Origin of the sequence: Bradyrhizobium sp. 61, assembly GCF_023073075.1 — a bacterium.
Lineage (GTDB): Bacteria > Pseudomonadota > Alphaproteobacteria > Rhizobiales > Xanthobacteraceae > Bradyrhizobium > Bradyrhizobium barranii.
This window is the reverse complement of record NZ_JADPIU010000005.1, coordinates 64485-89842: the sequence shown is the minus strand read 5'-3', so window position 1 is coordinate 89842 and position 25358 is coordinate 64485. Positions and strand designations below refer to the sequence as shown.

35 protein-coding genes, 1 tRNA gene and 1 pseudogene are annotated in these 25358 nt (G+C 60.5%); 15 read left to right on the top strand and 22 right to left on the bottom strand.

The features are described 5' to 3' along the window. Nucleotides 1-190 precede the first annotated feature (190 nt). The 3 genes from IVB46_RS01765 to IVB46_RS01755 all read right to left on the bottom strand — a co-directional run bounded on the left by IVB46_RS01765 (nucleotide 191) and on the right by IVB46_RS01755 (nucleotide 1972). Entirely contained in the window at nucleotides 191-910 is a 720-nt protein-coding gene (locus IVB46_RS01765; RefSeq protein WP_247310119.1) for a helix-turn-helix domain-containing protein, read from the bottom strand. 259 nt (nucleotides 911-1169) lie between these two features. After that, nucleotides 1170-1505, bottom strand: a complete 336-nt coding sequence (locus IVB46_RS01760; RefSeq protein ID WP_247310121.1) for a hypothetical protein — start codon at nucleotides 1503-1505, stop codon at nucleotides 1170-1172. Then, nucleotides 1502-1972: a hypothetical protein gene (locus tag IVB46_RS01755; RefSeq protein WP_247310123.1), complete on the bottom strand. Its 471-nt coding sequence runs from the start codon at nucleotides 1970-1972 to the stop codon at nucleotides 1502-1504. Before IVB46_RS01755 ends, IVB46_RS01760 begins: the two co-directional genes overlap by 4 nt. A 779-nt stretch (nucleotides 1973-2751) precedes the next feature. Here IVB46_RS01755 and IVB46_RS01750 point away from each other — a divergent pair. The 3 genes from IVB46_RS01750 to IVB46_RS01740 all read left to right on the top strand — a co-directional run bounded on the left by IVB46_RS01750 (nucleotide 2752) and on the right by IVB46_RS01740 (nucleotide 5745). Next, entirely contained in the window at nucleotides 2752-4314 is a 1563-nt protein-coding gene (locus IVB46_RS01750) for a winged helix-turn-helix domain-containing protein (protein ID WP_247310125.1), read from the top strand. A 422-nt stretch (nucleotides 4315-4736) separates the two neighbouring features. Continuing rightward, the gene (locus IVB46_RS01745) at nucleotides 4737-5246 is read left to right on the top strand and encodes a nuclear transport factor 2 family protein (protein ID WP_247310127.1); all 510 of its coding nucleotides are present in this window, start codon (nucleotides 4737-4739) and stop codon (nucleotides 5244-5246) included. 73 nt (nucleotides 5247-5319) lie between these two features. Then, nucleotides 5320-5745 carry an MgtC/SapB family protein gene (locus IVB46_RS01740; protein ID WP_247310129.1) on the top strand — a complete coding sequence of 142 codons (426 nt, stop codon included), beginning with the start codon at nucleotides 5320-5322 and terminating at the stop codon, nucleotides 5743-5745. A 7-nt stretch (nucleotides 5746-5752) separates the two neighbouring features. Here IVB46_RS01740 and IVB46_RS45030 read toward each other — a convergent pair whose 3' ends face one another. Beyond that, on the bottom strand, nucleotides 5753-6175 hold the full coding sequence (locus IVB46_RS45030; protein WP_346016104.1) for a hypothetical protein: 423 nt from the start codon (nucleotides 6173-6175) through the stop codon (nucleotides 5753-5755). A 15-nt stretch (nucleotides 6176-6190) separates the two neighbouring features. On the opposite strand from IVB46_RS45030, the gene IVB46_RS01730 reads away from it, so the two are divergent. Together IVB46_RS01730 and IVB46_RS01725 are read left to right on the top strand one after the other, a co-directional pair. Next, entirely contained in the window at nucleotides 6191-6445 is a 255-nt protein-coding gene (locus IVB46_RS01730; protein ID WP_247310131.1) for a PepSY domain-containing protein, read from the top strand. A 121-nt stretch (nucleotides 6446-6566) separates the two neighbouring features. After that, on the top strand, nucleotides 6567-6764 hold the full coding sequence (locus IVB46_RS01725; RefSeq protein WP_247310133.1) for a hypothetical protein: 198 nt from the start codon (nucleotides 6567-6569) through the stop codon (nucleotides 6762-6764). Between the two features lie 37 nt (nucleotides 6765-6801). On the opposite strand, the gene IVB46_RS01720 is transcribed toward IVB46_RS01725, so the two are convergent. After that, the gene (locus tag IVB46_RS01720; protein ID WP_247310172.1) at nucleotides 6802-7179 is read right to left on the bottom strand and encodes an NUDIX hydrolase; all 378 of its coding nucleotides are present in this window, start codon (nucleotides 7177-7179) and stop codon (nucleotides 6802-6804) included. A gap of 646 nt (nucleotides 7180-7825) precedes the next feature. Beyond that, complete coding sequence (locus tag IVB46_RS01715) at nucleotides 7826-8710, bottom strand: universal stress protein (protein WP_247310135.1); 885 nt, start codon at nucleotides 8708-8710, stop codon at nucleotides 7826-7828. Between the two features lie 373 nt (nucleotides 8711-9083). On the opposite strand from IVB46_RS01715, the gene IVB46_RS01710 reads away from it, so the two are divergent. Next, nucleotides 9084-9245: a DUF2934 domain-containing protein gene (locus IVB46_RS01710; protein WP_247310174.1), complete on the top strand. Its 162-nt coding sequence runs from the start codon at nucleotides 9084-9086 to the stop codon at nucleotides 9243-9245. Nucleotides 9246-9507: 262 nt separating this feature from the next. On the opposite strand, the gene IVB46_RS45025 is transcribed toward IVB46_RS01710, so the two are convergent. The 3 genes from IVB46_RS45025 to IVB46_RS01695 form a co-directional block, all read right to left on the bottom strand. Continuing rightward, the gene (locus IVB46_RS45025; RefSeq protein ID WP_341850584.1) at nucleotides 9508-9801 is read right to left on the bottom strand and encodes a hypothetical protein; all 294 of its coding nucleotides are present in this window, start codon (nucleotides 9799-9801) and stop codon (nucleotides 9508-9510) included. 525 nt (nucleotides 9802-10326) lie between these two features. Then, complete coding sequence (locus tag IVB46_RS01700) at nucleotides 10327-10566, bottom strand: hypothetical protein (protein ID WP_247310137.1); 240 nt, start codon at nucleotides 10564-10566, stop codon at nucleotides 10327-10329. Further along, nucleotides 10566-10928 carry a hypothetical protein gene (locus IVB46_RS01695; RefSeq protein WP_247310139.1) on the bottom strand — a complete coding sequence of 121 codons (363 nt, stop codon included), beginning with the start codon at nucleotides 10926-10928 and terminating at the stop codon, nucleotides 10566-10568. Before IVB46_RS01695 ends, IVB46_RS01700 begins: the two co-directional genes overlap by 1 nt. Nucleotides 10929-11491: 563 nt before the next feature. Between IVB46_RS01695 and IVB46_RS01690 the strand changes: the two genes are divergently transcribed. Further along, nucleotides 11492-11644: a hypothetical protein gene (locus tag IVB46_RS01690; protein ID WP_346016103.1), complete on the top strand. Its 153-nt coding sequence runs from the start codon at nucleotides 11492-11494 to the stop codon at nucleotides 11642-11644. A 739-nt stretch (nucleotides 11645-12383) separates the two neighbouring features. Here IVB46_RS01690 and IVB46_RS44805 read toward each other — a convergent pair. The 6 genes from IVB46_RS44805 to IVB46_RS01665 form a co-directional block, all read right to left on the bottom strand. Next, nucleotides 12384-12518 (bottom strand): hypothetical protein, encoded by a 135-nt coding sequence (locus tag IVB46_RS44805; protein WP_256468536.1) that lies wholly within the window; start codon nucleotides 12516-12518, stop codon nucleotides 12384-12386. Then, a complete protein-coding gene (locus tag IVB46_RS01685) occupies nucleotides 12515-12811 on the bottom strand; it encodes a hypothetical protein (protein ID WP_247310143.1) in 297 nt (98 codons plus the stop codon). The genes IVB46_RS44805 and IVB46_RS01685 overlap by 4 nt, the downstream gene beginning before the upstream one ends. Beyond that, a complete protein-coding gene (locus IVB46_RS01680) occupies nucleotides 12808-12999 on the bottom strand; it encodes a hypothetical protein (protein WP_247310145.1) in 192 nt (63 codons plus the stop codon). The genes IVB46_RS01685 and IVB46_RS01680 overlap by 4 nt, the downstream gene beginning before the upstream one ends. Nucleotides 13000-13139: 140 nt before the next feature. Continuing rightward, the gene (locus tag IVB46_RS01675) at nucleotides 13140-13412 is read right to left on the bottom strand and encodes a hypothetical protein (protein WP_247310147.1); all 273 of its coding nucleotides are present in this window, start codon (nucleotides 13410-13412) and stop codon (nucleotides 13140-13142) included. Then, nucleotides 13409-13720 (bottom strand): hypothetical protein, encoded by a 312-nt coding sequence (locus IVB46_RS01670; protein WP_247341734.1) that lies wholly within the window; start codon nucleotides 13718-13720, stop codon nucleotides 13409-13411. Before IVB46_RS01670 ends, IVB46_RS01675 begins: the two co-directional genes overlap by 4 nt. Beyond that, the gene (locus tag IVB46_RS01665; RefSeq protein WP_247310151.1) at nucleotides 13690-13902 is read right to left on the bottom strand and encodes a hypothetical protein; all 213 of its coding nucleotides are present in this window, start codon (nucleotides 13900-13902) and stop codon (nucleotides 13690-13692) included. The genes IVB46_RS01670 and IVB46_RS01665 overlap by 31 nt, the downstream gene beginning before the upstream one ends. A gap of 515 nt (nucleotides 13903-14417) precedes the next feature. On the opposite strand from IVB46_RS01665, the gene IVB46_RS01660 reads away from it, so the two are divergent. Both IVB46_RS01660 and IVB46_RS01655 read left to right on the top strand, forming a co-directional pair. Further along, nucleotides 14418-14621: a CsbD family protein gene (locus tag IVB46_RS01660; RefSeq protein ID WP_247310153.1), complete on the top strand. Its 204-nt coding sequence runs from the start codon at nucleotides 14418-14420 to the stop codon at nucleotides 14619-14621. A gap of 350 nt (nucleotides 14622-14971) precedes the next feature. Next, nucleotides 14972-15220 (top strand): LuxR C-terminal-related transcriptional regulator, encoded by a 249-nt coding sequence (locus tag IVB46_RS01655; RefSeq protein WP_346016102.1) that lies wholly within the window; start codon nucleotides 14972-14974, stop codon nucleotides 15218-15220. Nucleotides 15221-15720: 500 nt separating this feature from the next. Here IVB46_RS01655 and IVB46_RS01650 read toward each other — a convergent pair whose 3' ends face one another. Beyond that, the gene (locus IVB46_RS01650) at nucleotides 15721-15912 is read right to left on the bottom strand and encodes a hypothetical protein (protein WP_247310155.1); all 192 of its coding nucleotides are present in this window, start codon (nucleotides 15910-15912) and stop codon (nucleotides 15721-15723) included. Nucleotides 15913-16177: 265 nt separating this feature from the next. Between IVB46_RS01650 and IVB46_RS01645 the strand changes: the two genes are divergently transcribed. The 6 genes from IVB46_RS01645 (at nucleotide 16178) to IVB46_RS01620 (ending at nucleotide 19714) form a co-directional block, all read left to right on the top strand. Continuing rightward, nucleotides 16178-16462: a LuxR C-terminal-related transcriptional regulator gene (locus IVB46_RS01645; RefSeq protein ID WP_247341732.1), complete on the top strand. Its 285-nt coding sequence runs from the start codon at nucleotides 16178-16180 to the stop codon at nucleotides 16460-16462. Between the two features lie 1328 nt (nucleotides 16463-17790). Next, nucleotides 17791-17985, top strand: a complete 195-nt coding sequence (locus IVB46_RS01640) for a hypothetical protein (RefSeq protein WP_247310157.1) — start codon at nucleotides 17791-17793, stop codon at nucleotides 17983-17985. Further along, complete coding sequence (locus tag IVB46_RS01635; RefSeq protein ID WP_247310159.1) at nucleotides 17967-18356, top strand: hemerythrin domain-containing protein; 390 nt, start codon at nucleotides 17967-17969, stop codon at nucleotides 18354-18356. The genes IVB46_RS01640 and IVB46_RS01635 overlap by 19 nt, the downstream gene beginning before the upstream one ends. A 136-nt stretch (nucleotides 18357-18492) precedes the next feature. Continuing rightward, nucleotides 18493-18768 (top strand): hypothetical protein, encoded by a 276-nt coding sequence (locus tag IVB46_RS01630; RefSeq protein ID WP_247341729.1) that lies wholly within the window; start codon nucleotides 18493-18495, stop codon nucleotides 18766-18768. 155 nt (nucleotides 18769-18923) lie between these two features. Continuing rightward, nucleotides 18924-19160, top strand: coding sequence for a hypothetical protein (locus IVB46_RS01625; RefSeq protein ID WP_247310163.1), 237 nt, complete (start codon nucleotides 18924-18926; stop codon nucleotides 19158-19160). Nucleotides 19161-19513: 353 nt separating this feature from the next. After that, the gene (locus IVB46_RS01620; protein WP_014494431.1) at nucleotides 19514-19714 is read left to right on the top strand and encodes a hypothetical protein; all 201 of its coding nucleotides are present in this window, start codon (nucleotides 19514-19516) and stop codon (nucleotides 19712-19714) included. A 168-nt stretch (nucleotides 19715-19882) separates the two neighbouring features. On the opposite strand, the gene IVB46_RS01615 is transcribed toward IVB46_RS01620, so the two are convergent. From IVB46_RS01615 to IVB46_RS01590, 6 genes and pseudogenes are all read right to left on the bottom strand, one after another. Next, the gene (locus IVB46_RS01615; RefSeq protein ID WP_247310177.1) at nucleotides 19883-20227 is read right to left on the bottom strand and encodes a hypothetical protein; all 345 of its coding nucleotides are present in this window, start codon (nucleotides 20225-20227) and stop codon (nucleotides 19883-19885) included. 386 nt (nucleotides 20228-20613) lie between these two features. Beyond that, nucleotides 20614-20877, bottom strand: a complete 264-nt coding sequence (locus tag IVB46_RS01610) for a hypothetical protein (protein ID WP_247310009.1) — start codon at nucleotides 20875-20877, stop codon at nucleotides 20614-20616. A 211-nt stretch (nucleotides 20878-21088) separates the two neighbouring features. Further along, nucleotides 21089-21268 carry a hypothetical protein gene (locus IVB46_RS01605; RefSeq protein ID WP_247310007.1) on the bottom strand — a complete coding sequence of 60 codons (180 nt, stop codon included), beginning with the start codon at nucleotides 21266-21268 and terminating at the stop codon, nucleotides 21089-21091. Between the two features lie 97 nt (nucleotides 21269-21365). Continuing rightward, nucleotides 21366-21441, bottom strand: a tRNA-Lys gene (locus tag IVB46_RS01600). Between the two features lie 317 nt (nucleotides 21442-21758). Next, nucleotides 21759-24430: pseudogene (locus IVB46_RS01595) on the bottom strand (glycosyltransferase). A gap of 214 nt (nucleotides 24431-24644) precedes the next feature. After that, nucleotides 24645-25241 (bottom strand): hypothetical protein, encoded by a 597-nt coding sequence (locus IVB46_RS01590; RefSeq protein WP_063983204.1) that lies wholly within the window; start codon nucleotides 25239-25241, stop codon nucleotides 24645-24647. Nucleotides 25242-25358 lie beyond the last annotated feature (117 nt).

Sequence of the window (25358 nt, the reverse complement as noted above, 5' to 3'; positions counted from 1 at the left end):
GATGTGGCGGCCAGGCGTTGACCACGGACAGAAGCATGAGTTCGGCGGCGTGACGTTCACTCGGGAGGCTTGACATCATCGGGCCCATTACAGAAGGGCATGTACTCATTAACTTGCAGATGTCCGAGCTTCAGGGCTAAGCGGAAATATTGAGATCGATCAGAGTATACCGGTTTACCTGCTTAGGCTCTTAATCTGTTCCCTCATGATGCAGATCGAGCCCTGAATGGCTTTGAAGATCAAATGCATGCAGTTGTTGCCGGTCTAGAATGTTGATTTCGCGATGGTTGACCTCCGTAAACTCCAGTACGCCCGCCCGACGCAATCGCGACAATGCGCGGGAAACAGTTTCGATGGTCAGCCCAAGATAGTCCGCAATATCACGGCGCGTCATTGGCAGCGCCATCACAGCGGTAGCGCTGCTTCGCTGATCCATCTCTGCTAAAAAGGCCGCGACCCGTTCGACGGAATCCTTGCGGCCCAGAAGAAGCATGTGATCTTCAGCATGTTGCAGATTTTGGGTGGTTAGGCTGAGTAGTTCTCTCGCGAGGACACTGTCACTCTGGGCAACCTCATCAAGCCTTTGGCGGCTCAACAGCCGAACGGTGGTCCGAACTACAGCTTCTGTCGTGAACCGGTGCAAATCTCCGTTCACCAATCCGAAGATGTCCCCAGGCAGATGAAATGCGCCTATCTGTCGCCGCCCATCGTTGAGCATTTTGTAGCTCCGAGCGGCGCCTCGCTTAATCTGGTATATGTACTCGGCAGAATCTCCCTCGGCGAAGATTACAGTGCCTTTCTTGTAGGTGAACTCGCTCAGGCAAACGAGCTGATTTGAGCTACTCGATATACCAAAATCACCGAGCCTGGTTGGCCGATGAGCACCATCGCTGGAAGTGCGCATAAACATGGACGCCCCCAAACTTGAACCGCTTTAATTTTCGAGCCTAATTCATGCCTGTCCCCAAGGTCATTGTACCAAAGGGCATGAGGCAATTTGTGCGCTGTTTGAGATTTAGAGAACAACGGGGGGTCTTAAGCGTGCTCGCAGTCGCAATATGAGAAATGAGATTTACGCGCGCTACCTCGCGAGCGATGTCGGCTGATGGGCCCTTTTGCGACCTCGGGCTAGGTCCACTCTTCCGCAGCTGTTGGGGGTTGAGCGGACATCAGTCGGCCAAGCCGCTTAATGAGTACACGCCCTTAGTAAGCGGTCTATTCAGCAGTACCTTCTCCAATTTTAGAGTCAGCTGTTCTTCACCGGGCGGCGTCAGCTTCACGTAGGTGCCGCTTTCATGCTTCGATAACCAGCCGCGCTGAATCGCAAATTTCAGCCCGGCGCCGAACTCGCTGCCACTGCCCTTCAGCTTGAACAAGAAGGGCGCGTTGATCCTCTCGATATAGATTCGGCCGTCCTGTATGGCCTCGACGCTGGCTGCGAGCTCGACGAGCTTGCGAGCGGCCGCCTCCGGATCTGCATAGGGTCGTTCTTCGGTGTGCTTCATAGGCGTGTCCCATTGGCCGCCTGCGCGGCGGTGATATGTGCGCGGTGCTGGTAGCTCTCCGCCGGTCTCCAGCTGTCGAATGTGGTCCCGCAGACGCAGCGCATAAGCGTGCTCCGGATCTCGCTGTCGAGCTTCTCGCTCCGCGCCCGCTTGGCCGCCATCGCGGCGCGCCAGTCGCGGTCTTGGCGCCATTCGGCGAAGGCATTGTGGGTGATGTTCGGCTTTAGATCCGACCAAGCGGTCTCGAAAGCCTCGCGCGCGGCTTCGAAGGTAGCGGCTATGCCACTCCGCCATGTGCTTGGCTCCATGCCGGGATAGAAGCCGACCGACCAACCCCATTTATCGGCGTGCACAGGCACGCCGGTGCGCACGCCGATCGCGCCGATGCGGACGTCGGTAAAGTAGATATGCCAGGTCTCCTCATGCGGATTGTCGGCGCGGCGGCGGGTGAGGGCGGTGTTGATCATGGCGACAGGACAGGGGCTAGCCGAGCCTTGAGCCAGTCGCTGGGGCTTGCGCGCGGGTTTGGGCCGAGCCCAATAGGTTGGTCAATAGGCTGCCCAGAAGCCGCCGTACCGATGCGCAGCGGTTCTGGTCGTTTTGAACCCCTCGCTACCGCTTTCTTCGCTAGGCATTTTCAATTGGTCCATTTTCGGGGAATGAATCTTTGCGCAATTATTGCGAGTTGGCCCAAGCCATTCGTGCAGCTTCAACCCTCATTGCGGCCTTCTTGTCGTTCGTCATCCGCGAACGCATGTTCATCAAAGGAGATTGGAATAACAAGAAAAATTATTGCTACTAGCCTTCATCACGTAAATTTTTTCATGACCTCAAGCCCTGCAGCGATGCCGGGCTTTTCTTTTGGTCCGGCGCAAGGATAGGTCGTCTGCCATCCCGTATGATTCCGCGAGCGGCGAAAGCGATCAGCCAACGATTTCCGCAATCTCGATTGGCGCCTTCGCCGCGCAAAGGGCGCGACCAGTGCGCTATGGGTCACACCCGGAAGAACTCGGCCTGAGCATATCAAGTCTGCTTCACCCCCAAGGAGCGGACATCTAGCGGACATGCTGGGTCGACCGCTAAGGGCCACAAGCGGGAGGAGAGGGAATAAGGAACGCCAGTCCGGCCGCGGATTTAAGGACGAAGGCGTTGGTCGCTAGTGGCGCGCTAACAGCTCGCTTACATTTTCCTCACTGGCAGCTTATTGTTATGGTTTCCGAGGGTGGCCCCGGAGAGGGAATGCAGCTTGCGGTTTCTTTTTGAGGATTACGCATTGGATACCGACAGGCGCGAACTGCAGCGCGCAACAGACGTGGTTGTTGTCGCACCCCAAGTGTTCGATCTGCTCGAATACCTGATCCGAAACAGAGAGCGCGTCGTCAGCAAGGACGACCTCATCAACGCCATCTGGAAAGGTCGCATCGTCTCGGATGCTGCGCTGACGACTCGCCTCAATGCCGCCCGGAGCGCAATCGGGGACACGGGCGATAAACAGCAGTTAATCAAAACATTGCCGCGCAAAGGTTTCCGCTTCGTTGGTGCAGTGCAGGAAGCCCGGAGGCCCGCAAATGAGACGATTGGCCCGGTCGAGCGAACAGGCGACACGCCGCCGCGCCTATCCATCGTCGTGCTACCCTTCGCGAACCTGAGCGGAGATCGTGAGCAGGACTATTTCGTGGATGGTGTAACCGAGAGCTTGACCACGGACTTGTCGCGCATCAGTGGTTCATTTGTAATCGCACGGAACAGCGCCGTCTCATACAAGGGTAGAGCAGTCGATGTACGGCAGGTCGGCCGCGAATTAAACGTTCGCTACGTGCTCGAAGGCTCAGTGCAACGCAGCGGCAATCGGCTTCGGATGAACGTGCAGTTGATCGATGCCCAGAGCGGTCAGCATCTTTGGGCCGAGCGCTTCGAGAAGCCTGTCGGCGACCTGTTCGATATGCAGGACGAAATCGTGTCGAGGCTCGCCGGTACATTAGGTGCCCAGCTCATCGAGGCTGAGGCGCGACGAGCCGAGCGTACGCTGCATCCCGATGCGATGGACTTGTGCTTCCAGGGCCGGGCCTGGTTGATGAAGGGGATTAGCCTTGAATGCGTGACGCAAGCGCGGGGCTTCTTCGAGCGCTCGCTGGAGTTCGATCCCGGCAACGTCGAAGCAATGATTGGTCTGGCAAATGTTGATACGGTAGTTGGAGGTAGCTTTACGACGGATGATGGGCCCGCGCGGCTTGCGGCGGCCGAGGCGATGGTGAACAAGGTATTGTCGATTAGGCCGAACAGTGCCTCAGCCCACATGGCTCGGGGGTGGGTCCAGACCTTTACGAACCGGGCCGCCCAAGGCATCCGTGAGTTCGAACTTGCGTTGGCGCTGGCTCCGAATTTGGTCCACGCTCATGCTGCCCTTGGTTTCGCAAAATCCTACATAGGTCGCGCTGCCGAGACCGAAGGCCATATACTCGAAGCTTTACGGCTCTCTCCTCGCGACGTTTTCGCCTACCAGTGGGCGTGTTTTGCGGGCGTGGCCAAGCTGCTGCTTGGTTCAGACGTCGAAGGCGTCAGTTGGCTGCGACGAAGCACCGAGGCGAACCGTAACTTTCATCTCGCTCATATATCGCTCGCCGCTGCCTTGGCCTTGACCGGCGCGCTCGATGAGGCGCGAACTGCTGCGAGAACGGGACTTGCGCTCAACTCAGGTTTCACCATTCGTCGCTTGCTCGCAGCTCAACAAAGCGACAATCCAATTTACCTTGCCGGGCTGCAGCGCTTGTGTGAAGGCTGGCGCCTCGCTGGCGTGCCGGAAGGGTGACGAGCGCTCGGGTCAGAAGTCGACTTCAGCGCGTTCCTGACCTACGTCGGCTTTGGGTCACAAGCGGCTGTCCAGCTGGTGTCAGACCAAAGCCGACAATACGGCGATTGAGACAGATGATAGCTAAGGGCCAAGGCCGAATTACACTGTGACCAACGCAGGGATTTCCGACCGTGTGCCGCGTCTCCCATTTGTCAGCGCCGTTGACGGTAATTGCCCGGAATTGCTGTTCCGCGAACTATTGGGTGGAGTCCTTCCAACCAATCATGATGAATGTGCCTTCGCAGAACTGGTCATGGTGATTGAAGTTCGGCGCATGTGTGACCGGCTGCATTAGCGGTGTCGTGGCGCGCGATGTGGACTCCCGAGGTGAATGGCGACGTTGAAGTTAGCGCCGCCTGCACCTCCTTCCTAATGAACCAATGGCCGGCTACAGCGCGACCGGCGACGGTGTCGTCATGCTGGCGGGAGCGCGGCCGCGGATGGCATTTGGTCCAATGGCGGCAGCAGTTGATTGGCTCGACGCCTACCGAGCTGGCGATGTCGAAGCGATCGTGCAGATGTACGCCGATGGCGCTGTGACCGAATGCGCTTGCGACGGCGTGACCATCGTAGGCCGCGAGAGCTTACGCTCCTACTGGAAGCGCCGCTTGAAGGAATACCCAGCGTCGGGGCTTGATGATCTACAACCTAGCGAAGACGGCGCGACGATCTTCTATGTGGCTCGCGATGGCATCGTCAGCGCAACCCTTGAATTTGATGACCGCGGGCGCATCGCCGTCCTCCGTTGCGGGCCCATGAAGCAGGACCGCCTCAGTCGGCCGCCTCTTTTAGGGCGTGTTCTCATAAATCCGCGATGTCCGCCTATTCGCCAACAGCGGCACAGATTCCGCAATGCACATCTGGCCGAAGCTACCGGATGCTTGCGATGAAACCTTACGCCTCATTGCCGAGGTGCCCATTTCCTTGGTCCAATGGCTCCTGACTTTCATTTAGGGACTTGCCTTGAACAGTTTCCAGATAGGCGTTCATTTCGTGACGCTGGCGGCGGCGTTCGCGCTCGCCGTGCCGATTGGGTGGGACCGCGAAAAGCGGGCGCGCAGTGCGGGGCTCCGTACTTTTCCGCTGGTCGCGCTGGCCAGTTGCGGCTTCATCCAGGCCAGCGAACATCTCTTGGCGTCCTCGCCCGACGGGATGGCAAAGGTCATCGAAGGCCTAATCACCGGCATTGGCTTCATCGGCGGCGGCGCGATCCTTAAGCAGGGCAATATGGTACAGGGTACCGCGACCGCCGCGAGCCTGTGGGCAACCGGCGCGATCGGAGTCTCGGTCTGGCTCGGCAGCTACGATGTCGCGGTGACGATCGCGCTGTTCACCTTCCTGACGCTCCGGTTGTTAACTCTCGTCAAGGAAGAGGACGACCTTCAGTGACATATTTCTAAAACTGCCTGGACATCGCCGCATGTGTTCGGTTCTTCACCTTGATCCATTCTTTTGTGCGGCCGGCGATGTAGCGGCGATCGCGGCGTTTCGAAACCAATCCTTCAAGGCCCATTGCACAGGCAGCCTTAAAGAGGTCCGGCCCGACCTCTCCGCCCGCAAACGGTGCAACAAAGATGCCGTCCGGCCGGACGCGTAACAGGCGCGCTAGGTTGGTCTTGCGCATAGTCAACGGCAGCTGGCGCAGATCCTCGCCGCCAAGCGCCATAAGAAAGGGCCGCATTGCCGGTTCTGACCCGAAGCCGACCATCTTGTCCTCAGGGGCCCAAAACGGACGTCCATTCGTTTGCGTCGATCTGACACCAAGTCCGCGGGCGAGACAGAGGAACATCAATTCAGCGCGCCCGTTGAAGCCTTTCATCGAGAGGAGGCCAAAATGAAGGCGGCCACAATTCTGGTTCTCGGTTCCCTCGCCATTGGCTCAGCAGCGAGAGCAGACCAACCCGGACCTGACTGGATGCCGATGGAGCAAGTGAAGGCCAAGGTCATGGAGTCGGGCTATTCGCAGGTCACTAAGCTTGAAGCCGACGACGGCCAATGGGAGGGCGAAGGCATCAAGAACGGACAGAAGATGGAATTCCATGCCGACCCTAAGACCGGCGTGATCGTGCGCGAAAAGCCAGACCACTAGCTTTGAGAAGATGCAAGGTGGGTGGCCAGTTGTGCTTCGCATTCTGGCCGCCTCCCTGGGGGCATTACAGTATTGACGCATCAGCATCTGGCCCGAAACGACAATCGGGATCGCATTGCAAATGCGCACCAAGGATGTCACCAAGGCCGCCGCGCTCTGCATGCTCAAGAATGGTCTTGCAAGCTATAAGGAAGTCGCCGAGCTTTCCGGTCCATCACGGCAACTCATTCGCATTTGGGGCGGGAAGGTTGGTGCATCGGGAGCCCGAAAACGATATCTGAAGAAGGTCTGGACCCGCGCTAAACGGTTGCGCGGTTGACCGCTGGGTTCGAGGCCCGCAGTTGCGAGCGCGTGATCTACTTCGGAAACAACTTGTCCCGGATGTAGCGCGACGTGGGCGTGAGTCTGATGCCGCGCGGCTTGCGCCAAGACGCTTTGTCGATCTCGTTCTTATCGCCGATCCTCAGGGACCCGGACGCCTTCTTGGCCACAAAGATCGCGTCGCTCATCTGTCGTCCGGATTGACGGTTTCTTCCCTTTACCTCTTTCCAGAGCTTCACTGGCCCAAGTTTTAACTTCGGTAGTTCCTCGGTGATCTCGCGGCGTAGACACTTCCTCTCACTTTCACCCGCACGCTTACGGCCGCCCGGAAACGCCCAGCGCTTATCGCGCCGTCGTCGGACAAGAAGTACTCGCCCATTCTTCGCGGCAACAAGTTTCGAGGATTTAGCCATCTTCCTGCGAATCGATTTCACAATCCGACATCAGTTTACAGCGGGGTTCGCCCCGCAGTGAAGAGCATCGTTTCCCTATGATTGCGGAGCAATCGGTTTACGTCCAAGTCGCTGGTTCGCGCTGGGCCTGACGACTGGTCGCTGTGCGTATCGGGCGGGTGAGCGCCGAGGCGGCTCGCCCCTATCGGGATCATCATCGTGTGGACCCGCCAATGAAGTCGCCAGCGACCGTTCGGCGCTACTGCGATCAATCCCGGGCGGAGAATATCCACCGGCGCAAGGCTTGAGCCGGTGGGGCGTGGCGGTCCCGGTGTCTCAGCTCCTCCCAGCCCGGCGCTTGGGGCCGCTTTAGGGCGTGCACTCATAAATCCGCGATGCCCGCTTATTTCCCAACCGCGGCGGAGAAGAGGACATTGCACGAGGTCCGTTAAGGGCCCACAAACCGACATCCAATCAAATCGACCCGAGCACGATCTGCCATAAGTGCCGAATTCGGGAGACCCAATTGCGGGGGAGGAGGGTGGTGCGTTTGGCAGCGTCGGTGCTTAATCGCACGGTCCCCCCAACCCGCCTTCGGCGAGCGAGCAAGCCCGCCATAGCGTTGGCGTTGGCGGCAACCTGAGCTGGGATTGCGCTCTGACGAGGGCTAATGCGCTAAGAGAACGGGGCGTACCGAAGCGTTCTTAAGGATATGGCGCGTGGCCCCGCCCAGAAACATCTCGCGTAGGCGGCTATGGGAATAGGCGCCCATGATCAGCAGGCCGGCTTCATGCTCTGCCCCCACCGCGAGCAGCGTATCACCCACCGAGCGCAATTCCGGTGCAACCACCTGCGCGGTCGCATCGATGCCATGACAGCGCAAATAGGCAAGCACCTCCGCCTGCGAGGCTTGACGATTGCTGCCGTCCCGGTCAACGCTTATGACCCGCACTGATTTGGCAAGTTGCATGAACGGTATGGCAGCCGAGACCGCGTGCCAGCATTCCGGGCTCTCGTCCCAGGCGATCATCACGCTGTCGGTCAGATCACTCTGCGGGCGAGCCGGCGCCAACAGCACGGGGCGACGGGTCCGCAGCAGCGATTGCTCGGCAATGGCCATGAGCGATTCCATCACGCTGGCGCTTGCGGCGACCATTAGGTCGAAGGCAGCGGCCCGTTGCACCGCGATTTCCACATACGATCCCTCGGCTTCGCGCCAGGATGCTGCGAGCGGGCGGCCGGGCTCGTCGCTCGCCGATAGCATCGGGATGCCGACTACCGCGCAGGCCCGCGCGAAAACCTCACGCGCATCCCGCGCAGTTCGCTCCCGTTCCTCGGCGTGCCAATTTACCGGGACGGTCGCCGTTCGTCGTCCCATTTCGGTGGCCATTAGATCGGTGGCCATTAGGTCGCGCGTGACTGGCGGCGGCTCACTGATGAACAGTGCCTGGACGTGAGCCACCAGCGCCTTGGCGGCAGACAGGGCCGTTTCAATTTGACCGGTGAGACCGGCTGAGCCGGGAAGTGGAACCAAGATTCGTTTGATACTCATGAAGAGCCTCCTGCGATGCCGCGGTTTGCGACGACAGACGGCATATGTGTGTTGAGTGTGTGTTGAGCCGAAAGCGAAATCGCGATACCGCCTAATTCATAAACTCCCGGAATCACCCCAAGGTTCCGGAGACCCGCAGGTGTGCCGGTTGCCGACTTTGGTCGTCGATGTCCGGTGTGGTCAGAAGCCGACTTCGGGCCAACGGCCGGGATACGGCTGCTATGGGCCTTGGCGGATGATGCGGCCGAGAAGGCGCGTGGCGAAGGAACGACTCTCCGAAGCCCGAATTGGCTCTTTGAGATAAATTGGCCCGGCGGTCCTGCCCTTTGTGCCTCCTGCGCAAGGCAGGACCTGCGCTCTGGGAGATTTCATGATGGCCCACCCAACCGAGGAGCAGATACGGAAGCGCGCGTTCGAGCTGTGGGAGCAGGCGGGCAAACCGGAAGGACGCGAAGACGAGTTCTGGGACCAAGCGCAGAGGGAATTACAGGGAGCAGAAGAGCGTGGTGACCCCAACAAAGGGGCCGACATTTAATAATAATTCCGTTGTCGCCCTACGCTGGCACCGCACCAGTCTTAGTGCGCCGCGCCCTCGGCGTTAGCCGAGCGGGAGCATGCTCCGACCGTGCGCTGAGGTGGGTTACTCGAACGTGCATGCGTCGCATTTGTTAGCGGCCACCCGTCTCGCGCAAATGTCCGAGTTGGGTCAAAAGGCGAAATTGCCGGACTTCTTTGCATAGGTCCGCTTTATCTCGAGAAGCGGCAATATGAGTGCACGCCCTAATCCCGTATTCGTGTCAAAACTCTCTGGACATAGCGGGGTGTGTTCGGTTCTTCATTTTGATCCATTCCTTTGTGCGGCCGGCGACGTAGCGGCGATTCCGCCGTTTCGAGACTAATCCCTCAAGGCCCATGCCGCAGGCTGCTTTGAAGAGGTCCGGCCCAATTTCTCCGCCCTCAAACGGTGCGACGAAGATGCCATCGGGGCGGCCGCGTAGCAGGCGCGCCAGGTTGGTCTTGCGCATCGTCAACGGCAGCTGACGTAAGTCTTCGCCGCCGAGCGCCAGAATGTCGAACGCATAGAGCTGCACCTCGGCGCGAGTGCAGGGCGTTGAAGTCTGAGACGCCGTCGACGCCGAGCACTACGGCTTCACCGTCGACGACAAATTGCTCCTCGCGGTTCTTCAACGCTGCCTGGAGGATCCAAGGGAAGCGGTCGGTCCAGTTGTGACCATTCTTGGTGAGCAGCCGAACGTCGCGGCCTCGCCGTTCTACGCGCAGGCGTTAGCCGTCGTATTTGATTTCGTGGATCCAGTCGGGCCCGGCCGGCACCACCTTAGCGGCGGTCGGCAGGCAGAATTCGAACTCTTTCGACATAGGCGACAGATAGGCGCGGCTTCCTAGATTGCGAATCCGGAACCGCCCTAAATCGATTTCGGCTTGACTGGTAGCGTCAGGTGTAAAAATACTCGCGCAGCGTGCTGTTCGCCGGGAGGCGCCGGATGGACTGGATCGCTTATACGGTCATCGGGCTGCTGCTGCTCTTTGTGGCAGGTAAGTTGTTTTGGAAATGGCTCAACCGAGGGATCTGGCGGAGTTAACGTTCCGAAACGACGTCAGTGCCGCCATCCGTTCTTGTCGACCTCGACCCGAAAGCCTTCCGGTATCCGCGGCACTTCACCTTCGCCAGCAGTCTTGCAGGCGGGGCAGGGTGTGCCAGCGCCGCCACAGGTGCAGGCGCGTGGGCCCTCCCAGGGACGGTCCGGGTGGTTCTCGCAAACCCAGCCGAGATCGTCGCAGTTGACGCACGTCGTGGTGCCGGCGCCGGCCGCCGCCGGCTTGTCCTCGCTGGACATCAGGCGACCCCGTGCAAGGGCAGCGCGAGCTGCATGTCGAAGCGCCTTGTGGCGTTGGCGGCGACGAAGTCTTGCAGTGCAGACGAGACCTCGGCGTCCGTGTCGGCTGCGCGCTGGGCAAGTGCGTCGGCGACCTCGGAAGTCGCATCCCGCGACCACCCCTCGACGGCATTGAAGGATACAATTCGGATCGGATAGGCGTACTGGCCGGACAGGAGATTTTGCAGCACGCCCTCGAGGTCGGTGTCGGCTTCATCCGTCTCACGCCAGGCGCAACGCGCGCGCGCGCCGAAGTCTTCAAGCACCAGATAGATGTCACGGTCGAGGCGATCGGTCGGCACGATCGAGGGCGAGGAACGCATACGCTACTCCGATACGACAAGGGCGAGAGACGGCCCCGGCTCCAGGTGGGTCAAGGGGTTAGGCCGGGGCCGCTCCACCAGCAGCGACGACTCAAAAATTCGGGCGCCGTTGTAGTTCCTGTGCTAGCCGATGGGCCGTGCCGCGCCGAGCCGATCGTGCGGAACGTCGCAGCACAGGCCGCAGGAGCTGTCTTCAGGCGGCGCCCTGCGGCCTCTCATTTGGCACTTTCTTTTTGCCCCCGCATTGTACGCGATGGACGACGCTGATTTTGTCAGATACCTGCATCAAGCGCAGAATTGCTTGCATGAGGCTGAAAGGGCGACACGTGAGGTCGACAAGGAGGCGTGGCTGAAGCTTGGGGAGGAATGGATGCAGATGGCGCGCAAGGCTCGAAGGCAGAGCCCGTCAGAGCACTAAGCCACGCGGGCGTCTCCGGGCCCAAAGTTCAATCTTAGGAACTGAATCTGGCTGCGCCAGTTGTGGATTCGTTTTTTAACAAATCCAGGGGTGCGCCATGGGAGAGCGCCGCAGAGTGAAGCAAACCCGTTCCCTTGAAGAACGAATGGCCGAGCAGGCCGCCAAGCTCAAAACGATGGCCGATCGGTTGCCGGCTGGGGCCGAGCGCGAGGCGCTTCTAAAGCGAGCCAGGATCGCCGAGATCGGCGCCCATATAACTGACTGGCTGCGCTCGCCGGGCTTGCAGCCACCCAAATAAAACTTCGGAACAAGCGTTCACTTTGATACTTAGGAGCATCGACACGTCACGGTGATTCGATGCTCCAAATGATTTTGATAATGTCAGGGCTCGGGACTGCGCTGATCGGCATCATCGTCATCATATTCGAGTGGCGCGCGTTGGTCGGGCACTGGCGCCTCAAGAGGCGACCGCCTGCAAATCTCACGATGGACGTGAATAAGGCTGAGGTGGGGGCCTCCTATTTGCGAGACAGCAGATCTTCACCGAACGGCATCAGCCTCACGTAGGTGCCGCTTTGGTGCTTGATAACCAGCCGCGCTCGATCGCGTGTTTGAGCCCCGCGCCGAACTCGCTGCCGCTGCCCTTCGGCTTCAACATGAACGGTGCGTTGATCCGTTGGCGAGCGCGCCGCTGATCGCAGGTCGGGCGACGCTAATTAGTTTCGACCAAGTGAGGCCCGCGCCGGTTCACGCTGGCGGGCCTAGCACTCCCGGCGCTCTAATCCGCAATTGGATCGGCGGCCGGGAGCATTGGGGCTGGAATCGACATGCCGTGCCATGTCGACCCTCCAAGTGACAATACGTCGAAAACCGGATTCCGGTAGTTGTCCGGACTCCATTTTCGGAACGGGGTGTTCTACTGAAGGAACACCGGCGCGATTTGAGTACCAAGTTTTTTCGTTATTCCGGGAATGCCGCAGTGGGGCTGGAACCACGCTGCGGCTTTTCCCATTTGACCGCGCGTCACAGGTCACGCTTCAGGCCGGCAAGCCGACCACATCGTACTCAAAGGCCACGCCCTCCGGATCGTTTTCATCGAGCCAAACCTTGGCAGCTTCCTCGGTCGCGAACACCATCAGCTCTTTGCCTTGGTCGTAGATCCAGACGGTCATTGATCCCTCTTCAGCTTGCGCCGGCCCCAATGGGGCTCCTTTCCCTTCGGGTTGAACCCCGGGACGTAGTGGCGGTCCAATGCCCGCAAGACCCCGATACGGGCAAACATCGTCGGGCCGCCACCTTCCGCCACCAGGATCAAGGTTTCCATCGCCGCTTGCCACTCCGGTACGGCGTGCTCTTTCTTCGGCAGCGTGGCGATGTACTCGCCAGCGTCGAGCAGCGTCACCAGTACGCGATCGCCGATCGTGATCGGATCCTCGAAACGCCGACCCCAGCCTCGTTCGGTCATTCCTTCCGCTTCAGATCAGGTCCCGCGGCACCAATGGCGCGTTCAACCTCATCGGCCAAGATTGTCAGATGCTCGGCCAGCTTGGTGAACAGTTCTCGCTTCTTTGGTTCAGTTGCCAGATCACGGATCAAGGCGCACTCGGCAGCATCCGTGCGGAGCTTTTCCAACTGAGCCTGCATGTCTTTCATAGCGATCGGTCCCGTTCCCGACCTGAAACTATACCGCTTTGTACAAAAGCGGACAGAACTGATTGCCGGTTTTTTCCTATGCTCATGACCACCTGGCGACCCCATTAACGCCAAGGTAACCTCCAAACGGCCGCGGCACCTTAGTCTTTTGCTGGGGCCGCTTTTGCGCTGGTGCCGATCAGCCGGACATAGGTCCCGCTCTCGTGCAGCTCGAGCCAGCCGCATTCAACTGCATACTTGATGCCGGCCCCAAACTCCGAACCACTGGCTTTTAGCGTGTAAAGGAAGGGCGCGTTGACCTTCTCGATGTGGATGCGGCCGTCCTGGACAGCCTCAGCGCTCGCTGCGAGCTCGACGAGCTTGTGCGCGGCCGCCTCCGGCTCAGCATAGGGTCGTTCTTCGGTGTGTTTCATCGGCGTGTCCCATTGGCCGCCTGCGCGGCGGTGATGTGTGCGCGGTGCGGGTAACTCTCCGCCGGTTTCCAGCTGTCGAATGTGGTGCCGCAGACGCGGCGCATCAGTGTGCTCCGGATCTCGCTGTCGAGCTTCTCGCCTCGCGCCCGTTTGGCCGCAATCCCGGCCCGCCAGTCGCGATCGTGGCCCCATTCGGCAAAGGCAGCGTCGGGGATGGTGATCCGCAGCTCGGTCCAAGCGGCCTCGAAGGCCTCGCGCGCGGTTTCAAACGTGGCGGCTATTCCTCTCCGCCAGGTGCCTGGCTCCATGCAGGATAGAAGCCGACCGACCATTCCCATTGGTCGGCGTGCACCGGCACGCCGGCGCGCGCGCCGATGGTCCCGATGCGGACGTCGCCGGAATAGATGTGCCAACTCTCCTCGTGCGGATTGTCGGAGCGGCGGCCGGTGAGGGCGGTGTTATTGATCATGACGACAGGATAGGCGCTCATCGGATGCCGAGCCAGCCGCTGGTGCTTGCCGGAGGGACCAGGCCCGGACCCAATAGGTTGTCAATAGGCTGCCCAGGAGCCGCCGTACCGATGCACAGCGGTTCTGATCGCTTTGAGCCCTCGCTATCGCTTGTCGTTCGTCATCCGCGAACGCGTGTTCATCAAAGCATATTGGAATAAGGGGAAAAATTATTACTACTAACCTGCATCACGTAAACGTTTTTCATGACCTCAAGCCCGGCATCACTGCCGGGCTTTTCTTTTGGTCGTTTGAGGCAAGCAAATCAAACGTGCAGCTAAAAAGGCGGCAGAGTAAATCAGCGCCGCGCTCCCGCAGGGCAAGCGCCAGAGTGGGTTAAGCTTCCATGTGGCCCGCTTCGCCGGAACGGAGTTGATCGCCTCGCGGACCAAGCGCGTGGCGTCTATGCGCCCGCGCCTGATTGACGCTATCCTCACCGAGGAACCAAGCGTCGGCGAGCTCCGTTGATCGAACTTAGTCGTTCAGGAGGAGCGCCATGGACTGGAACCGCGTTGAAGGCAACTGGAAGCAGATGAAGGGCAAAGTGAAGGAACTGTGGGGCAAGCTTACCGACGATGATCTTGATGTGATCAACGGGAAGCAAGAGCAACTCGAAGGGAGATTGCAGCAACGGTACGGCTATGCCAAGGATCAGGCGCAAAAGGAAGTGGATGAATGGTACGGTCGCCAAAAATGGTGATGACGGACATTGCTGGTTGAAATCCGAAGGGCCGCTGTCTCTGAGCAGCGGCCCTTGTTCATTACTAAAGCGCCCGGAGTAGTCGGTATAGTAAAGGTCGTGAACTGCTTTGCTGCACCATTACGCCTCGCATTCCACCGTGGAAGCAACCGCGGCGCCCGCTGCCTGCCTGAGGATGTTCCGAAGGCCGAGGACGCACTGGCCAGGCCGTAGACTAGTTTGGTGGGTGGCGAGTGTTCGGTCAGGGACGCTGCCGAACACTCGCTCTAGGCGATCCGCCTACCGCTTGTATTGGTTCACCTGCTGCACGATCCAGCGGCGGGGCCGACGCGGCGCGTCCCCTGAAGAGCATGCGCGAAGCCTTTCTTTCTCATCTTGCGACCTTGAGCACACGCGAGCGGCAAGTCTTTGAACTGGTCATTCGCGGCAAAATCAACAAGCAGATCGCCAGCGCTCTGGGCACGACCGAGCGCACGATCAAGGCCCATCGCTCTAATGTAATGACGAAAATGCAGGTTCGGTCGTTGCCGGAACTTGTTTCTCTTTCGGAACGGGCTGGCATTCTTGCATCGGGCGGGCCAGACCAGTTAGCAGAATAGGAAGTAGGCCCAATCCCCAGCCGAGCTCGCGCTCGTAGGGCACCGAGCAGCACGAGCCCGCCCATCATGACGACTATGCCGCGCGCGAACCGGCTCTTCACCTCACCGCGCCGAGGAGCTCGGGGCGTGACACCAGCACTGCAGCCGCGCCAACCAGCAGCAGCATCGACGAGACCATGATGGCGATCCACCTCCTATCATCCATGGACGCCAATGCACGCGCCGTCTCGTCGTTCCAGTTACAGTGCGGACAATCAAGGCAGGTGGAGATGTCCGATGGGTGTGGCAGGCTTGCGCTTCGCGCAATTGAAGAGATCGCTCCGTGTTCGAGCGGCCCTTGTCGGCCTGCTCCCAGAGTTGCCGTTTGTCTGCCGTGGTGGTTGCAGTCGGCTCGACGGTCATGATCCTGATCAAGCTCTGCGAGGATTTGCCGCCGTGAGGCGGGCCGACCGCCAAGGCGCGCTCATGCAGCCCGTACGCCGGTCGTCCGGTCGGCGCGATCAGACAATTTCGATCGCGATATCGTTGCCAGGCCCCACCCAATCGAGTGTGGTCTCACTTACATGAATGCGACGCTCCACCACACCTGAAACAATAAGCCAAACCTCAGGCATTTGGCCTTCGCCAATGACCACCAACGCATCTTTATTTGGGAGTGCCTTCAACGTCTCAATTAATTCTCGTACGTTCATGACGACCCCCGTGCTTCAACTTCGCTGGGGCACAATCACCATTCGTCCATGCTGGCACTTTGATCGCCCACTAAAGGGGGAGGTCTGCACGTTGCAATTGATCTGCGTCAATTTCGGAGGGGCGGCCTGCACTGGTATGCTTGTCGGTTCGGGTCTCTGACAAACGGGGGAAATTGGGAGCGGGTTCGACCGGCCACCGGAATTTCAGTGGCCGCCGGTGGCCCACCTGGGATATGCTCAGTCCCGAGCTATTGCAGAGGTCATAGTGATCAACGGTAGCGTTCCTTTTTTGAGCCCGCGCGAGAAGCGCATCTTGCGGCGTTTAGCCCGAGGCTACTCTGATCGTGCCATTGCGGTTCAGATCGGCGGAAGACCAATACAAGTTGGCGAACAGCGGAAACGCCTGCTGCAGAAACTGCAAATCAGTTCCCAGTCTGAAATTGCAGAAGCCGCCGCGCAGTGGGCGTCTTGGCCATCTTACAAATTCACTACGGCCGTCGACGAGGCCGAAGCATCGCCTCCTAAACTTCGGCTTCATCAATACCGGTAAGGATATTGCCCCGGACAAATGTACTGTCCGTAGCTGTCATGTCCGGCCGGTCCTGCAACTGCAACCACGGACAATCACCGTCGCGCGGTCTCCACATAAGCCCGCGCCCTTAGAAGGACCCCGGAGGGCCAAGCCGCGCTATCGCGCGTCGCCGCGTATTAATAGGCGCAAATATAGTTTCCGTACGCATCGTAGCAACTGCGGCGGTACGCAGCAGCGCCAACGGCGGCCGCGCCTACCGCTGCCGCTCCGACACCGTAGCCCCGATAGCCGTAGCCGCGATAGCCGCCCCGATAGCCGTAGCCCCGGTAGCCTGCGCCGCGCACTGCAACAGCGCCGCCGCCCCGCGGTCCTCGAACTGCGACCGCACCGCCGCGGTAACCGCCGCCACCCCGATAGGCACCTCCGCCGCGCCGAGCCTCAGCATCATCGGGGATCAAGCAGGCGATGAGCAAAACGAAAGCGGCAAGAGGAGCGAGAATATAGCGGAGCATGACAGAAACCCTTCTATGAAGTCCTTAAGTCCCGCTCGCGAGATTGCGGCTCTCTCCGCGCAGGAGGTTGATGTAGATCAATCGAACCTGCGCACTGCGGCGCCTACGCTATGTTCCCGCACCTGTCAGGAAAAAGAATGGTCGCTTCCGAAGCGCGATCACGTTCGGCCGCCGTGTTCGGTGCGCCTTTTGACCTCTATCGTGGCGGTCACGCGCAGTATTGGACCAAACTCGTCTCTTGCCTCGACTTCGATAGGTCCTGTGCCAGCACCACAAATGATGGTTTCTCCTAATAATTCGCGCGCTAACCGTTCGACGGCCTTAAGGTCCGCAAGATCGATACCCTCATGATCAATAACGACGGCCGGACTGCGGTAGTCGAAGTAAAACCTTGGCATGCCGCACCAACTTGCACTGCCGGGCCGGGTTCCTAGTTTTCCCGGAGGCCTGGCAATGCCTCTGGTCGAGCTGCCTGGATTTTTCTACAGCCGACTGCCGAGTTTTCCCGGAGGCTTGGTGATGCTCTACTTGAGCTGACGGAACTAAGTTTGCGCGCGGCGGCTTCGGGCTCGGCGAAGGGGCGTTTCTCGACGTGTTTGTTCATGCGCCGATCCCCCGGTGAACGGTGTAGATGTGCACCTCGTACGCAATCGGGATCGGCTCGCCGCAGAAGCACCTCGACCAACCGTTGGAGTTTTGCGTCGGCATCCGGCAGCGCGGCTGAGACTGCCGTCGGGAAAGCCGGCGGCCGATTTAAGTTGTCTCGGATTGATCTGTCGCAAATGCTGACACCGGACCAAAGACTATATTGAGACCCGTTTATGGAGCTCTGCCATGATCATAGAGCGCTTATCCCAAGAGCATCTCAACATTGAGAAGCTGCTGGCCATCCTCGAGCGGGAACTCGAGGTATTCGACCGCGGCGACCGTGCTGACTACGAGGTCATTCACGCGGTTATCAGTTACTTCGAAGTCTACCCAGAAGTTTATCATCATCCTCACAGGAAGACTTGGTATTTGCCAAGCTGAGGGCACGAGATCCGGCTGCTGCTGCGAAGGTCGGCGATCTAGCTCGCGAACACGAGAAAGGGGCCCAACTTTTACGCCGCGTCGCTCAGGCGGTCGACAGCGTTCTCGCGGAACGTGGGATTCTGCGCGAAGATGTGGATCTTATCGTTCGGGATTTTATCGCACACGAGCGCCGTCACATGAGGATGGAAGATCGCGATTTTTTTCCCGTGGCACTTAAGGTTCTCAAGCCTCAAGATTGGACTGAGATCGCTTCGGCCGCAACGAGTCACAATGACCCGCTATTCAGCGACGTTGCCGAGGAGCGGTTTGACACGCTGCGCGCATATACTGTGCGGCTTGAGCAGGAGGCTGACGCGGAGCGTAAGTAATCGCTATGGCGTCGCGCCGTGCATTGTGCCGCGCGACGCTGAGGACGCTGAGGTCAAGCGTAAGGGAGAGTCAGAATTGAGCTGCGCCTTTGCTTGCGCGCTCACATACGCTTGCGGCCCGAAGCAGGAGGCTATGATGCCGCTCCACGCCGACAATCTCGAATCGACTATGCGCTATGCATTGCTGACAACGCGTGCTATAGCCCTCTGTCCTTTCCATCCCGAGGTCATGATCCGCGTCGGAGACAGCGACGCCGAAACACATGCTTATTACCGCGCCAGAAGCATCACCAAGCGTGATGGCACGTGCTGGGAGCGTGAAGATCTCATGGAGGAGATTGTGCGCCAACTCACGGATGCGGCCGACGGCGTGTGTCCTCGGTGTGCGCAGCTGGTTGCTTCCCATAACTGACGGGCCGCGCCGTCAGGACACCGGAAAGGGAAAACCGAGGCAAGGAATCTTAGTATTGGCTAGCTGACAGCACTTCGGTACACCCTGATGCCCGTTCACGCTGGTTGGCTTTCGGCAGGATCGCGGCAAGACAAACTTCACGATGGCCGGCCTTCATGGAGACGCGCGAAGACTACTTGCTCCGGCTGGCGAGTGTTTTGGATGTTCTCGCGATGGACGAGCGGCTGATAGTTCGCGGCCGATACATTGAGCGCGCGTTCGGCGGTACGCGTGCCCTCGCGATTGCAGAGGCAGGAGTCTTCGCCCGCGCGCATGGCTGCACGTTTCGTTACGACCGCATCAAGCGCCAAGGAGAGTTCACCCGTGCATATCCGGCAGGCGGCAGGGCGTGAAGTGGCTCGTCGAGAGCGCGGGTTACTGCTGGTCGTTGGGTGCGGAAAAGCAAGTCCGGCGGCCGGTTCACGCTGGCGGGCCAGAACTTCAAGTAAGCATCCAGACGGAGAAAACGACACAGAGGCAGCTTGCACCTATGAATGCGAGACCCAAAAAGAAGCGCTCGGCAAGGTCCATTTCCATGGCGTTCCCCTCCGGCTGCCCGCGATAAGTAACATTCAATTGTGATCCGAGGTTCCCGCGTTATCGCGTGGAACTTGTGTTCACTAGGGCACAGACCACGGAACTGCCCGCGCGTTAGGCTGCAACAACTCAAACCCAACGGTTAGGACCCGTAAGATCGAGGTGTGTCATGCAGCGACGCCGTCGTTTTAAACAAACTGTGTCCCTCGAAGAACGTCTTGCCCAAGAAGCCGCACGCTTAAGAGAGCTAGCCAAGAAGCTCCCTGCCGGCTTCGAGCGAGAAGCTCTCCTTCGCAAGGCCAGACAGGCCGAGACCGGCTCGCACTTGAGCGAGTGGTTGAGATCACCCGGACTGCAGCCGCCAGAATAGGAACACGCGAACATTTCTTCTATGCTCTCCCTCGAATGAGGGCGGCTTATGACCCGGTACTACTTCGACATCCGGGACGACACTGGTTTGTACCCGGAGGAGGAAGGTCTGGAAGTCGACACTCAGCAAGAGGCCGAGGTCGAAGCCGCTAGCAGGCTGTTGAAGAACTCAGCCGCGTTCGCAAACGAAGCCTGAATCGTCGCCATTATGTATGTAGAAGTGGCCGACGAGCCTGCCCGCAGCGCCGATCATAACCCATCCGCGACCGCAGGCCGGGTCATTCTCGTCGTGTCCTTCCCATGAGAACTCCGCGCAGGCCGAACCGTCTCGCGCGCCGTAGCGGACGTCGAGAAAGCCCTTCAGCGCTCCGAAGGCAATTTCGCCGTCGGACTTACCCTCGAAGGTGAGATGCGCCTCTTCGACAAGATCGAGGAAGTCGCTGTCCCAGTTGTCCATTTCGACGATGCGCCAGCGGCCGGCAAAGGCCTTGGCGAAGCCGGGTACCCTGGCCATCAGCCGGCCTCCGCTATCAGCTTCGGCAGCCGCACCAGATTGATTGGCGACATCGCCGCCTATATCGAAGAGCTTCTGAGGGCGGCCAACAGGGCTGAAAGCGAGCGACGTCAGCCTACGTAGGCTTCGTCAACCTATACACATCACCAGGCTGAAGGTTAAGCTCTTCGAACATTCGCTGCTGCTCTGCGGTGATCGGGACATCCAACACTTCCGCGGTCCAGCCTTCTGGAACGGCAGCGAGAACCATGTCAGCGCCTGACTCGGTTTAGCGAGTGCGATCCAAATTTGCGTTGTTGTGTCGTCCACCGTCATTTGAACGACCGAAAACGAACTGCCAAACGACTCTGCCATTTCGTTCAATGCGGCAACTAGCGCCCTGGTTTCTAATCCGAGGCGACTCGATCTCGCTTTGCCGGTCCTCCTACCTGCATATTCTCCAGCGCGGTTGGCGGCTGCAGACCGGGAGAGGTCAACCATTCATTGATGTGCGAGGCCGTTTCGGCCTGACGGGCGCGCCTGAGATATAGCTCGCGCTGGGTGCCGGGCGGCAATTGCGCTGCAGCCTCCCTGAACCGCGCAGCCTCCTCGGCCAATCTCTCTTCAAATGTTTTCGTATGCTTGGTTCGGTTGCGACGCTTGATGGTCATGGCTCTACTCCCTTCCGGTGAAGGCGGGAGCGCTGACCGGGCGCTCTCGTCATCGACATGTTGACCCATAATCGTCAGGTTGGCGCAGTGTTCCAACCGCACACGGCCTCCCGCTTGGCGCCAGCCGGTAGCAATCCTGCGGTCTGGCGGGCGCTCTACTTCCCGCCGTTCATGGCGTGCGTCATAGGGGCTGGGCCGCCTCGCAAATGCCTTAGCTTGGCGGGCCTTCACCGGCGCGCTCTCGCACCTCAGCTTTGGTGATTGCCTTCGTCAGCGCCTCCCAGGCAGCGCCATGGAAGGCTGTCTTGTCGTCGCCATCGTATTCGAGCTGGCGAAGGGCGATGCGACAAGCAGCGAGCAGTTCGCGCTCCAGCGCCGTGAGATCAGCCATTGCGGCGCTCCCTCACGCTGTGTGCACTGGGTGTGCACAAGGCAAAATTGCTTTTCGACGGAGCGAGGAAAATCAAAGCTAAGTCTTTGATTTGGCTTGGTGAGCGCGCTGGGGCTCGAACCCAGGACCCCGTGATTAAAAGTCACGTGCTCTACCGGCTGAGCTACGCGCTCCCATGGCCGCTGATGGCTTTCAAGATCGATCGCCATCGTCTTCGGACATTCGAGAAGCATGTCTTGCCGCTGCCTCAACTGGCGTCGCGGGGAAAAACCGGCTGTTTCCGGATCATGCTTTCGGCCCGCGCTGTGTAGGGGGACGGGGCGCTGAGGTCAATAGCGCGAGTGGCGGCCCAAACTCTTGGCGGAGGCGGGGATTCGCTCGCGCTTTCCGCCGCTTAGGCCAGAATTTTCAACTCGATTGGCGGCCCGCTATCCACGCCGGTGGCTTGCCGGCGCGGAGGTTTCACCCGCGCCGAGAGGCCGTTCGTTCGTCAGTTCGCTTCCCGCCGGACCTCGCTCGGCACCGGCTGCGGCGTGCCGCCGGGGGTCGGCAGGGCGCGACGGGGCGCAGGCCGATCAGTTCGGCGGTGCGGATCGCGCTGTCGCGCCAGAACTGGAACGAGTTGATGCGGCTGAGCTCGAGGATGGCGATCGCGACCGCGGCCAGGAACGGCAGGCTTTGCAGCACCAGGACGCCGGCGAAGATGTAGATCTCGGTGATCTGGCGATAGCTGTTGGAGGCGATCAACACGCCGGCGCCGATCACCAGCAGGGTGCCGATCACGGCCTCCCAGAATGCCTGGAACTCGATCGACATCCTGGACAGGCCGCCCTTGGAGGTGCGCGCGAACGCGATGTGCTCTGTGATCAACCCCTGCGCGACCGCGCGCGACACCGTCCATTGCACGCTCATCGCCGCGATCATCGCGCCCATCATCTGGCCGGGTTTGATCGCGACGCGCGCGCGGTACATCGACAGGAAGTGCGCGAGCGAGACGATGAAGGCGCCGATGATCGGTAGCGTCAGGATCTTGTCGGGGATGGCGATGTCGGCGAAGGCGACGATCGGGACCCAGACGAGGTTGAGCAGCGCCACCACCACGCCGAGGCTCTCGGCGCCGAGCCAGTTCAGCCAGCCCAAGCCATATTCGCGCTTCTGGTCGGGCGTCAGCCGACTGCGGCCGGGCAGGAAGTTCCGCCAGTGCTTCTTCACGATCTGGAGGCCGCCATAGGCCCAGCGGTGACGCTGCTTCTTGAAGGCCTCGTAGGTGTCGGGCAGCAGGCCCTGGCCGTAGCGATGATTGGTGTAGTGGGTGGTCCAGCCGAGTTGCTGGATCGCGAGGCCGAGATCGCTGTCCTCGCAGATCGTGTCGGACGACCAGCCGCCGGCCATGTCCATCGCGGCGCGGCGGATCAGGCACATCGTGCCATGCACGATGATGGCGTTGGCTTCGTTGCGCTGGACCATGCCGATGTCGAAGAAGCCGGCATATTCGCCGTTCATGATGTAGTGCATGATCGACAGGTCGCCGTCGCGATGCTCCTGCGGCGCCTGCACGAGGCCGACGCGCGGGTCGGCGAAAGCAGGCACGAGGTCCTTCAGCCAGTCGGGATCGACGACATAGTCGGCATCGAGGATGCCGATGATCTCGGCATCGACAGCGGTGCGGTCCATCGCGATGCGTAGCGCGCCGGCCTTGAAGCCCTGCACCTTCTCGGCGTTGATGAACTTGAAGCGTTCACCGAGCGCGCGGCAATGGTCCTGGATCGGCTGCCAGAAGGCGGGATCGGGCGTGTTGTTGATGATGACGACGCATTCGTAGTTCGGATAGTTCAGCCGCGACAGCGCATCGAGCGTCTGCTTCAGCATCTCGACCGGCTCGAAATAGGCGGGGATGTGGATCGAGACCTTCGGGTAGTAATTTTCGGGAACGTTCTCGACCGGCTTGCTCTTGGAGAGCAGCCGCTCCGGCGGCCGGCCCAAGGCCACCGCCGCGATCTCGTCGACGCGCGCCATCGCGATGAGGACAAGGGGAACAAGCAGGATCATGCCGAGCGTGAGCGCGAAGGCCGAGCCGAAGATGAAATAGTGGTCGTTCCAGAACGCGAACACGGTCGCAGCCCAGGCGCCGACGCCGTTGGCGGTCGCTGACAGCAGGAACGCCTGCCTGGCGGTCGGCCGCTCCAGCCGCAGGATCGGCAGCGACAGGAGGATGCCGACCAGCAGCGCAATTCCCATCAGCTTCCAGTAGTCGGGGTTTTCGACCGGGCCGGTCCAAGCGAATTTCGGCTCGCGGCTGGCGTTGAGGATGCCCCAGTACGGGCCGACGCCGCCCTCGAAATATTTCCAGGGCTGATCGATGGCTTCGACGATGTTGTATTCCATGCCGATGGCTTCGGCGCGGCTGACGAAGTTGCGCAGGGTCAGCGCCTGCTGGAACGGACCGGGGTCGGCGTTGCGCAGGTTGTAGCCCTGGCTCGGCCAGCCGAATTCGGCGATCACGATGCGCTTGCCCGGGAACAGGTTGCGCAGCAGGTTGTAGCGGTCGACGGCCTGGTCGACCGCCTGGTCCGAGCGGAAGTTTTCCCAATAGGGCAGCACGTGGGCGGCGATGAAGTCGACGTTGGAGGCAAGGTCGGGATTGTCGCGCCAGATGTTCCAGATCTCGCCGGTCGTGACGGGCACGCGGACCGAGCCCTTCACCTTCTTGATCATGTCGATGAGGTCTTCGACCTTCTGCTCGCCGCGGTAGATCACCTCATTGCCGACCACGACGCCGACGACGTTGCTGTTCTTGCGGGCGAGCTCGATGGCGGCCTTGATCTCGCGCTCGTTGCGATCCTTGTCCTTGTCGATCCAGGCGCCGACGGTGACCTTGAGGCCGAACTCGGCCGCGATCGGCGGCACCAGCTCGACGCCGCCGGTGGACGAATAGAGACGGATCGCGCGCGTCATCGTCGACAGCGTCTTCAGGTCGGCGCGGATTTTCTCAACGGTCGGAATGTTGTCGATATCGGGGTGGGCCGCGCCTTCGAACGGGGCGTAGGAGACGCTGGGCAGCAGGCCTTTGAAGTCGGGCGCGGGTTCCCTGTCGCGCAAGACTCCCCAGATGCCGGCGTGAAGCACGGACACAAGCAACAGAACGGCGGCGACAACGCGCATCGCGGCTAAACCAAAAGGGGCTGAGGTGGCAGGGAAGCGGATCCGACCCCGAGATCCGACCGAGTCCGCGGCAAATGGAGCATACCTCTGCCGCGCGGTTTCACAACTGTCATGGCCTCATGACCGTATGAGGGCATGACAGTTTCGGAATGAGCGGCAGTGCCAACCGCTTCTATCGCCGATCGTTCCTGAACGGCGGCTGAAACGATCGCGGCTATTTCGAGGGCGCCGGTGTCGGGCTTGCCGCAGGCGCGGGGCTCGCGGCCGGCTGCGGGGCCTGCGAATTGCCCGTGGCTGGCGCCGCCGGCTGGGAGGCGCTGGCTGACGCCTGCTGCGGCTGGGATGCCGGGTTGATCCAGCAGGCGTGCACGCGGCTGTCCAGGGTCTCGGCGACCTTGGGATCGATCTGGCCGCCAAAGCGGGTCAGGCAGCGGAAGGCGGCCTGGATGTGGCCGCCGGGGCAGCCGAAGCGGTCGTAGAGGTCGAGATGGCGGAACGCGGTATCGAGGTCGTCGCGCCACATCAGCCGCACCACGCGCCGGCCGAGCCAGACGCATTCGGGGTTGCCGGCCGGGCCGTTGATGACCTGGGCTGCTTCGGCGAACTCGTCGGTGCGGCGCTGGTTCTGGGCGGCGTCCTTGGCGGCGGCATCGGCGGGCTGGGTGGTTGCCTTGCCCTGGTCCGGGGCGGGCGTGCCGCTCTGGGCGGAGGCGCCACCGAGACCGACCATCACGACCAGGGAGGAGACGGCCAAGGTGGCGGCGAACTGCCGCAGGACCGCATTTCGTAACTCGAACACCCGTTGCCGCATGAATTCCCCAATATATCAGCTGACCACCCGCGCCAGGACCTCGCGGACTCGCCGGTGATGGCGTCCAAATGGGTCCCCAATGCGGCGGCAAAGTCCTGCCGAGTCCATGACCTGAAT